The 3,165-nt window shown below is 71.1% G+C and carries 2 protein-coding genes and 1 pseudogene; 2 read left to right on the forward strand and 1 reads right to left on the reverse strand.

The window, feature by feature from the left end:
• Window positions 1–200: 200 nt before the first annotated feature.
• Both AC2W7M_RS22715 and AC2W7M_RS22720 read left to right on the forward strand, forming a co-directional pair.
• Window positions 201–596 (forward strand): annotated as a pseudogene (locus AC2W7M_RS22715) (outer membrane protein); the annotation flags it as partial.
• A 275-nt stretch (window positions 597–871) separates the two neighbouring features.
• Entirely contained in the window at window positions 872–2,893 is a 2,022-nt protein-coding gene (locus tag AC2W7M_RS22720; protein ID WP_486135128.1) for an outer membrane protein, read from the forward strand.
• A gap of 65 nt (window positions 2,894–2,958) precedes the next feature.
• Here the strand turns inward: AC2W7M_RS22720 and AC2W7M_RS22725 are convergent, their stop codons facing one another.
• Window positions 2,959–3,093 carry a DNA gyrase inhibitor YacG gene (locus AC2W7M_RS22725; RefSeq protein ID WP_486135126.1) on the reverse strand — a complete coding sequence of 45 codons (135 nt, stop codon included), beginning with the start codon at window positions 3,091–3,093 and terminating at the stop codon, window positions 2,959–2,961.
• Between the last annotated feature and the right edge of the window lie 72 nt (window positions 3,094–3,165).

Consider the following 3,165-nt stretch of genomic DNA (forward strand, 5'->3'; position numbering starts at 1 on the left):
CGCGGCGGCCGACCTCGCCCCCCAAGGCGCAGGCGCGCCCGCCACGGCCGGCACCTGGACCGGCTTTCTATCTCGGCACCTATGTGGGCGCCGGCATCGTCGAGAATTACTGGCTCGGCGCCAGCCCGCCGCTCGCCACCGCGCCGACCCAGCAGCCGACGCTCCATATCCCGGGCTCGGGCGCGCTCATCGGCACGCAGGTGGGCTACAATTACCAGACCGGCGCGCTCGTGCTGGGCGTGGAAGGCGACATCGGCACCGGATTCCAGAACGCCACCGTGCGCTGCATGACCAAGTGGGACCCGGCCTGCTCCACCGACACCGACTTCCTTGGCACGCTCGCCGCCCGCGTCGGCTACGCCTTCGACAACGTGCTGCTCTATGGCAAGGCCGGCGCGGCGCTGACGCACCAGAGCTATGCCGTGCGGGCCAGCAAGCTCGGGGGCGAATACACCGCGTCGCAGACCCGCCCCGGCTGGACGGTGGGCGGCGGCGTGGAGCTGGCGCTCACCCCCCAATTCTCCGCCAAGGCGGAATACGCCTATCTCGACTTCGGCGACAGCGACCTGACCCTGACCAAGGGCACGCAGACGCTGGCGACTGAGACCTCCGCCTCGGCGCAGATCGTGAAGCTCGGGCTCAACTACCGCCCGTTCGGCGCGCCCCTGCCCGGCACCGGCCCGGCGCCCGCCTCGCCGGGGCGCGACTGGAGCGGCCTCTATCTCGGCGCCTTCGCCGGCGGCGCCTTCGGCTGGAACGAATGGGACGACGCCAGCGGCGTCCTGGCGCGCGCCTCCGCGGCCGGCAGCTTCCCCGGCGCGGGCGAGGCGCAGGGCCTCGTCGGCGGCGTGCAGGGGGCTTCAACATGCAGATGGGCGCCTGGGTCGCCGGCCTGGAGGCCAGCGCCGGCGCGTCGACGCTTGGCGGCTACGCGCCGTGCGCCTACGGCAAGAACGCCGGCACCAGCTTCGCCTGCCGCGACACCGTCAAGAGCATCGGCACGCTCACCGGCCAGCTCGGACGCAGCTTCGGCGACGCGCTGGTCTACGGCAAGGCCGGCGCCGCCTGGGCCTTCGGCGAGAGCAACGTGCACGACACGAACCGCGGGCCGGTCTATTCCGACAGCGGCGTGCGCTGGGGCTGGCTCCTGGGCGGCGGGCTCGCTTATGCGCTCTCCGACAACGTCTCGGCCTTCATCGAATACAACTACATCGACTTCGGCAGCCAGGACCGCACCTTCACCGGCGGCGGCACATCGGGCGGCGCGAGCGTCGCCCAGCAGCTCGATCTGGTGCGCGCGGGCGTCAACTACCGCTTCGCCGAGCCCCGTCCGGGGGCGACGCCGGCCGCCCCCGCTTTGCCCGTAGGCTGGAGCGCGGAGATCGGCGCGCGCTATTTCGCCAGCACCGGCCGCTCGCAGAAGGACCTCTACATCCCGGTCACGCAGCAGCAGATGATCTCGCGCCTGATCTATGACGACACCACCGGCCAGGCGGCCGAGGCCTTCTTCCGGCTGCAGAACCACAACGGGCTGTTCCTGAAGGGCTATGCCGGCCTCGGCACCCTCGCCGGCGGCAGCCTCAACGACGAGGACTTCCCGGCGGAGGAGCGCTATTCCAACACCCTGACGCAGCTCGCCGACGGCCACCTGTCCTACGGCGCGCTGGACATCGGCTACGATTTCCTGCGCCAGGGACAGAGCAGCCTCGGCGCCTTCGTCGGCTATCGCGGCATGTATACCCGCGTGAACGGCTATGGCTGCCGCCAGATCGCCAAGGACGAGGTCTGCAGCGATCCGGCGGACCGGTCCAATTGGCACGGCATCGGCCTCAGCGAAACCGAGACGTGGCAGGGCGTGGCGCTCGGCCTCAATGCGCGGCTCCAGCTGTCCGACCGCATGCGCCTGGAACTGGACGCCGCCTACCTGCCCTACGCCACCATGACCGGCTTCGACAATCACTGGTCCCGGCCCGACATCAACCCGCTGCCGGAGAGCGGACGCGGCACGGGCGTGCAGCTGGAGGCCATCCTCAGCTATGCCGTGACCGACCGGCTCGACGTGGGCATCGGCGCGCGCTACTGGGCGTTCCACACCAGCAACGCCTACGCCCAGTTCGACGATCCCAAGCCCCAGGCCATGAGCTTCTTCGCCGAGCGCTATGGCGGCTTCCTCCAGGCCTCCTACCGTTTTGGCGACGTGCCGCCCCTGGAGGGCCGGGCCGGCGCCATGCCGACCAAGGCGCCGGCGGCGCCGCACGACTGGACCGGCCTCTATGCCGGCGGCACGCTCGGCGGCGGCAAGGGGCACACCACCTATGCCTCGCCCTTCGCGCCCCCGGTGCGGGGCGATGCGGCGGACCTCGGCGGCGCCATGGCGGGATTGCAGATCGGCGGCGACTATCAGGTCGGCGCGCTGGTGGTGGGCGCGGAAGCGAGCGGCGCCTGGGCCGACGTGATCGGCACCAACACCTGCTTCTCCACCGCCCCGGCGGGCCGGCATTCCGGCTTCAACTGCGGCAGCCGCGTCACCGCACTCGGCACCGCCACCGCCCGCCTCGGCTACGCCTTCGACCGCTCCCTGCTCTATCTGCGCGGCGGCTTCGCCTGGAACCGGCAGGACGACAGCTTCAACACCGCCTGGTTCGACAAGCGGGTCGCCGTGAACGGCGCGGCCAATTCCGGCTGGACCATCGGCGCCGGCATCGAATACGCGCTGATGTCCAACCTGTCGGTGGCGCTCGAATACCGGCACTTCGAGTTTGGCGGCTCGGAGCCCTTCACCACCGGCGCGGTTCCGGCGCTGGCGGGGGTGAACCTTGCGCCCGACAGCCTCAGGCTCGACATGGTGGGCATGAGCGTGAACTACCGCTTCGCCGGCTTCGGCGGGCGCTGAGGGGCCAGCCTGCCGCTTTAGAGCACGCGCCGATCAAACGGATTTCAATTTGATCGGATCGCGCTCTAGCGCTCCGGCGGCCCGCTCTCCCCGTCCTGATCCTCCTCGGGCGCGCCGGGGATGGCATAGGCGCCGGAGAGCCAGCGGTTGAGGTCCACGTCGGCGCAGCGCTTGGAGCAGAACGGGCGGTATTTCTCCACGGAGGGCTTTGCCGCAGATCGGGGCAGGGGCCGTGCCGCGGGCGCCGGCGGCGGCGCATCCGCCCCCGCTCA

It is taken from the genome of Xanthobacter sp. BG11Y11_SDJG, from assembly GCF_057364445.1.

What these genes read in the sequence shown, in the direction of transcription:
- AC2W7M_RS22720 (WP_486135128.1), top strand. Translation starts at nt 872, where the DNA reads ATGGGCGCCTGGGTCGCCGGCCTGGAGGCCAGCGCCGGCGCGTCGACG.